Source organism: Streptomyces sp., assembly GCF_031178505.1.
Classification (GTDB): domain Bacteria; phylum Actinomycetota; class Actinomycetes; order Streptomycetales; family Streptomycetaceae; genus Streptomyces; species Streptomyces gulbargensis.
Genome location: NZ_JAPSIW010000569.1, coordinates 1 through 4662, shown reverse-complemented (window position 1 = coordinate 4662; position 4662 = coordinate 1). Strand labels below are relative to the sequence as shown.

The 4662-nt window shown below is 74.3% G+C and carries 6 protein-coding genes; 2 read left to right on the top strand and 4 right to left on the bottom strand.

Annotation, left to right across the window (positions count from 1 at the left end):
• The first annotated feature begins 79 nt into the window (after window positions 1–79).
• Both RIF68_RS27955 and RIF68_RS27950 read left to right on the top strand, forming a co-directional pair.
• A complete protein-coding gene (locus RIF68_RS27955) occupies window positions 80–589 on the top strand; it encodes a hypothetical protein (protein WP_309054078.1) in 510 nt (169 codons plus the stop codon).
• Window positions 590–841: 252 nt separating this feature from the next.
• The gene (locus RIF68_RS27950; protein WP_309054077.1) at window positions 842–1645 is read left to right on the top strand and encodes an endonuclease; all 804 of its coding nucleotides are present in this window, start codon (window positions 842–844) and stop codon (window positions 1643–1645) included.
• 46 nt (window positions 1646–1691) lie between these two features.
• On the opposite strand, the gene RIF68_RS27945 is transcribed toward RIF68_RS27950, so the two are convergent.
• The 4 genes from RIF68_RS27945 to RIF68_RS27930 all read right to left on the bottom strand — a co-directional run bounded on the left by RIF68_RS27945 (window position 1692) and on the right by RIF68_RS27930 (window position 4573).
• Window positions 1692–1829, bottom strand: coding sequence for a hypothetical protein (locus RIF68_RS27945; RefSeq protein ID WP_309054076.1), 138 nt, complete (start codon window positions 1827–1829; stop codon window positions 1692–1694).
• A 358-nt stretch (window positions 1830–2187) separates the two neighbouring features.
• On the bottom strand, window positions 2188–2424 hold the full coding sequence (locus RIF68_RS27940) for a DUF6480 family protein (protein WP_309054075.1): 237 nt from the start codon (window positions 2422–2424) through the stop codon (window positions 2188–2190).
• A gap of 174 nt (window positions 2425–2598) precedes the next feature.
• Window positions 2599–3789, bottom strand: coding sequence for an alcohol dehydrogenase catalytic domain-containing protein (locus RIF68_RS27935; protein ID WP_309054074.1), 1191 nt, complete (start codon window positions 3787–3789; stop codon window positions 2599–2601).
• Between the two features lie 43 nt (window positions 3790–3832).
• A complete protein-coding gene (locus RIF68_RS27930) occupies window positions 3833–4573 on the bottom strand; it encodes an SDR family oxidoreductase (protein ID WP_309054073.1) in 741 nt (246 codons plus the stop codon).
• Window positions 4574–4662: the final 89 nt, after the last annotated feature.

Sequence of the window (4662 nt, the reverse complement as noted above, 5' to 3'; positions counted from 1 at the left end):
CCCCGCCCCGGCCAACTGGCCCCGCTCACAGGGGAACCGGCCGGCGGACGGCGGTGACGGAGGTGGCATCGTGGGGGCCATGCGCACGCAGGGGACGACACCGGCACCGGGCGGGCTCGACGCTCTGAGGGAAGTGGCCTGCCGCTCCCGGGCGGAGGGCCTGCGGCCGGAGGACTTGCCGACGCTCGCGGCCCACGTCCTCGCGGCGGGCGCCGACACCCCGGGCCTGCGCGAACTGGCCGGACTGTCGTCCCGCACGGACCCCCGCGATCTGCGCGAGCTGTTCGAGCGGGCGCTGACCGAGGCGGGTGTCGTGCCGCCGGGCCGGCGCGTGGCCCGGCGGCACGCGCTGCGCCGGGCGGCGGCTGCCCTGGTGGCCGGGGAGATCACCCCGGACGGCCTGGCGTCGGAGGACTGGGCGGAGACGGAGGCGGGGACGGGCGCGGAGCGGGCGTTCCTGGCGCTGCTCCCCCCGTGCGCGTGCTGCCTCGCGTACACGGTGGGGCTCGACCGGCGGACCTGGGAGGGCCGACTGCGTGAGGCGGCCGGCGTCCTGGCGTCGGCCGTGCCGGCCGTGCCGGGGTGCTGAGGCGCGCGGCGCGGGCGGTGGGTGGAGGGTGGTCCGCCGCCGGGGCCGGGGGCGCGTCCGATCCGTCCCGGGTTCGGGGCAGTTGGTTGCGGCGTATGCCGGACCGTCACGGAAAAGCCTTCCGGCCGTTACACGGGCCTCCCCGGCGCTGTGCCACCCTCCCGGTGACATCTCGTCAACACGCGTAGAACGCGGGCGACCCGAGCCGGACCCCGCGTTCGCACGCGTGCCCTCACCCGGGAAAGGTCCCCCATGTCCGTTGCACACATAGGCCGCCGCAAGGCGTGGGCCGCGGCGCTGGCCGCCGTGTTCGTCGCCCTCACGCTGCCCGCGGTCACCGCCTCGCCCGCCGGTGCCACGACCACCGCGTACGACGACACGTACTACAAGGACGCGATCGGCAGGACCGGCCCGAGCCTGAAGGCGTCGCTGCACACCATCATCAGCAGCCAGCGGAAGATCTCCTACGACGCCGTGTGGAACGCGCTGAAGGTCACCGACCAGGACCCGAACAACAGCAACAACGTGATCCTGCTCTACAGCGGCACCTCGCGGAGCAAGGCTCTCAGCGGCGGCGACGTGGGCGACTGGAACCGGGAGCACGTGTGGGCGCAGTCCCACGGCAGCTTCGGCACCTCGGCCGGGCCCGGGACGGATCTGCACCACCTGCGGCCGGCCGACGTCCAGGTGAACAGCATCCGCGGCAACAAGGACTGGGACTTCGGCGGCAGCCCGGTCAGCGGTGCCACCGGCAGCTACACGGACAGCAACTCCTTCGAGCCGCGCGACGCCGACAAGGGCGACGTGGCCCGCATGATCCTCTACATGGCCGTCCGTTACGAAGGCGACGACGCCTGGGCCGACCTGGAGCCGAACGAGTCGACGACCAACGGCAGCGTGCCCTTCCACGGCAGGCTGGCCGTTCTGAAGCAGTGGCACCAGCAGGACCCGCCGAGCGCCTTCGAGGAGCGCCGCAACAACCTCATCCACAGCACCTACCAGGGCAACCGCAACCCGTTCATCGACCACCCGGAGTGGGTCGAGGCGATCTGGTGACGCCCACGGCGTGACGCCGGGCTCCCCCGGCGGGGGGAGCCCGGCGTCACCGGGTGGAGGCCCTGGGCTCCCAGGGGTGGTCGGGGCGCTGGTCCGGCGGCACGCCGCCGCCTTCGCCGCCGCCCTTGTCGCCCCGGTCGGTGCCGTGGGCGCGGCCCTCGCGGCCGGCCTCGTCGGCCTTCACCTCACGGCAGTTCTGCGGAGTCGCGCCGCCCCGCCCGCTGCGACGGACCTCGGGCTGCTGTGGGTCGGACGTCTCTGCTCTCCCTCGGCACCGCCTCGGCCGTCGGCTCGTCGGTGCCCTGCTCCTCAGGCTGTGGCACGGCTCCTGCCAGGACATGCCCCGGTGGGCGGCAGCCGCCTCGTCGGGTGGTCCGGTCGTGGCGTACACGCTCCCCGGAGGCCCCCGCGGGCCGTGACGGGTTCCGGGAAGTCCGGCTTCACCGGTACCTCCCCTCACATCGTTCGAAGGGTTTCGTCACGGTGGTTCCATCGCCCCGGCGCGTGCCCGTCCGGCGGGAGGCTGCGCACGGGCGGAGCGGTCACCGGGTGGCCAGCACGATCGCGTACACGAGGAAGAACAGCGCGCACACGGCGACCAGCAGCCAGAGGATGATCAGGGGGCCCTTGGCCCAGCCCGCGCGGGGCGGCCGGTACGGACCGGTGCCGGTGCCGGTGCCCGCTTCGGCGGGCGGGGTCTCGCCCTGCGGCAGGCCGCCCTGGGGGTCGAGTCCCGGGGTGGTGCGGGGGTCCGGGTCGGGGTTGCTGGGAACGGTCATCGAGGACACCTCCTCGGAAGTGGTCGGTTCGGGGGTCGGCCGCCCGGCGCCTACCCCGTTCTCCCCGCTCCATCCGGCGAGGGTCCCCCCGGGGGCGGGGCACAGCGGGCGGTACGGCGGGAGGGCGGCGCGCCGCTCCGGCGCGTCCGCCCTCCGGGGTGCGGGGCGGGCCCGTCACTCCCACGGCTTGAAGAGGATCTTCACCGCGCCGTCACGCTTCGCCTGGAACATGTCGTACGCCTCCGGGGCGCGGGTCAGCGGGAGGCGGTGGGTGGCGAAGTCCTCCACGCCCAGCGGATCGTCGTCGGTGAGCAGCGGCAGCAGGTCGCCGGTCCACCGGTGGACGTTGGCCTGCCCCATGTGGAGGCGGATCTGCTTGTCGAACATGGCGAACAGCGGCATGGGGTCGGCCGCGCCGCCGTACACGCCGGAGAGGGAGACGGTGCCGCCGCGGCGTACCAGCTCGACCGCGAGGTGCAGCGCGGTGAGCCGGTCGACCCCGTACCGGCGCATGAGCGGTGCCGCCACGGCGTCGGGCAGCAGGCCGACCGTCGCCTGCAGGGAGCGGGCGACGGTCGCGCCGTGGGCCTCCATGCCGACGGCGTCGATCACCGCGTCCGGCCCCCGGCCGTCGGTCAGGTCCCGGACCCGCTCGGTCAGGTCGGCCCCCAGCTCGGAGAGGTCGAGGGTGTGGACGCCGCGCCGGGCGGCGCGGGCGAGCCGTTCCGGGACGAGGTCGATGCCGATGACCGTCTCCGCCCCGCGCAGCAGGGCGATCCGGGCGGCCATGTCGCCGATCGGCCCGAGGCCGAGGACGGCGACCGAGCCGCCGGGTGGCACCTCGGCGTACTCGACGGCCTGCCAGGCCGTCGGCAGCACGTCCGAGAGGTAGACGAACCGGTCGTCCGGCGGGCCCTCGGGCACCGGGATGGGCAGGGTGTCCCCGAACGGGACGCGCAGGTACTGCGCCTGCCCGCCGGGCACCTGCCCGTACAGCTTGGTGTAGCCGAACAGCGCGGCGCCCGTGCCCCGGGCGCGGACCTGGGTGGTCTCGCACTGGGAGTGCAGGCCCCGGTCGCACATCGGGCAGGTGCCGCACGAGACGTTGAAGGGGATGACGACGCGGTCGCCGGGGACGAGGCGGCGGACCTCGGGGCCCACCTCCTCGACCACCCCCATCGGCTCGTGGCCGAGGATGTCGCCGGGGTCGAGGAACGGCCCCAGGACCTCGTAGAGGTGGAGGTCGGAGCCGCACAGGCCGCTCGACGTCACCTTGACGATCACGTCGGTGGGCTCGCGCAGGACGGGGTCGGGCACGGTGTCCACGGAGACCTTGCGCCGGCCCTGCCAGGTGACGGCCTTCATGAGGGGGTACCTCCGTCGCTCTCGTCACGCACGTTCACGGGGGTCACGGCCAGGAGACCTCGCGCCGGGGGACGACGACGAGCTCGGCGACGGCGCTGCCCGCGGGCACCGACAGGGCGTACATCACGGCGTCGGCGACGATGTCGGGGCTCTGCAGGAGCGCGACGTCCGTCTCCGGGAAGCGCTCCATGATGAACGGGGTCTCCATGCCGCCCGCGACGACACCGGTGACGCCGATGCCGGGGCAGTCGCGCTGGGCCTCCTTGAAGAGGGTGTGGGTGAAGGCGCGCAGGCCGGACTTGGCGGCGGAGTACGGTCCGGCCTCGGTCCAGGTGCGGAGCGCGGCCGTGGAGAGGATGTTCACGATGTGCCCGCCGCCCCGGGCGACCATCCGGCGGTACGCCTCCCGGCACAGGTACATCGGTCCGAGCAGGTCGGTGGTCACCACGCGGCTCATCTCCTCCGCGGTGAGCTCGGTGACCGGCTTGGTGACGTCGACGGCCGCGCAGTTCACCAGGACGTCGAGGGTCTGGCCGGTGGTGTCGAGATCGCCGAAGAGCTCGGCCGCGGCCTCGGGGTCGCGGACGTCCAGGGCGACCGGCCGGGCCTGCCGGCCCTCGGCCAGCAGGTTCTCGCACAGCTCCTTGGCGGCCTCCTGGCGCACGTCGGCGACCAGGACGGACGCGCCGGCCGCGGCGAGCCTGCGGACGATCGCGGCGCCGAGGCCGCTGGCGCCTCCGGTGACCAGGGCCTGTCCCCCGTCGATCTTCGTCACGCTGTTCATCGGTACCTCTTCTCCCCGGGCCTCCCGGGTCGCTGGAACGGGTGGTGGCGCCCCGGTGGGCGCCGCTGTGTGAGCAAGCCCACGCGAAG

Bases quoted from the DNA above. Each gene is read 5' to 3' on its own strand.
- RIF68_RS27955 (WP_309054078.1), top strand. From the start codon at position 80: ATGCGCACGCAGGGGACGACACCGGCACCGGGCGGGCTCGACGCTCTG.
- RIF68_RS27950 (WP_309054077.1), top strand. From the start codon at position 842: ATGTCCGTTGCACACATAGGCCGCCGCAAGGCGTGGGCCGCGGCGCTG.
- RIF68_RS27940 (WP_309054075.1), bottom strand. From the start codon at position 2,424: ATGACCGTTCCCAGCAACCCCGACCCGGACCCCCGCACCACCCCGGGA.
- RIF68_RS27935 (WP_309054074.1), bottom strand. From the start codon at position 3,789: ATGAAGGCCGTCACCTGGCAGGGCCGGCGCAAGGTCTCCGTGGACACC.
- RIF68_RS27930 (WP_309054073.1), bottom strand. From the start codon at position 4,573: ATGAACAGCGTGACGAAGATCGACGGGGGACAGGCCCTGGTCACCGGA.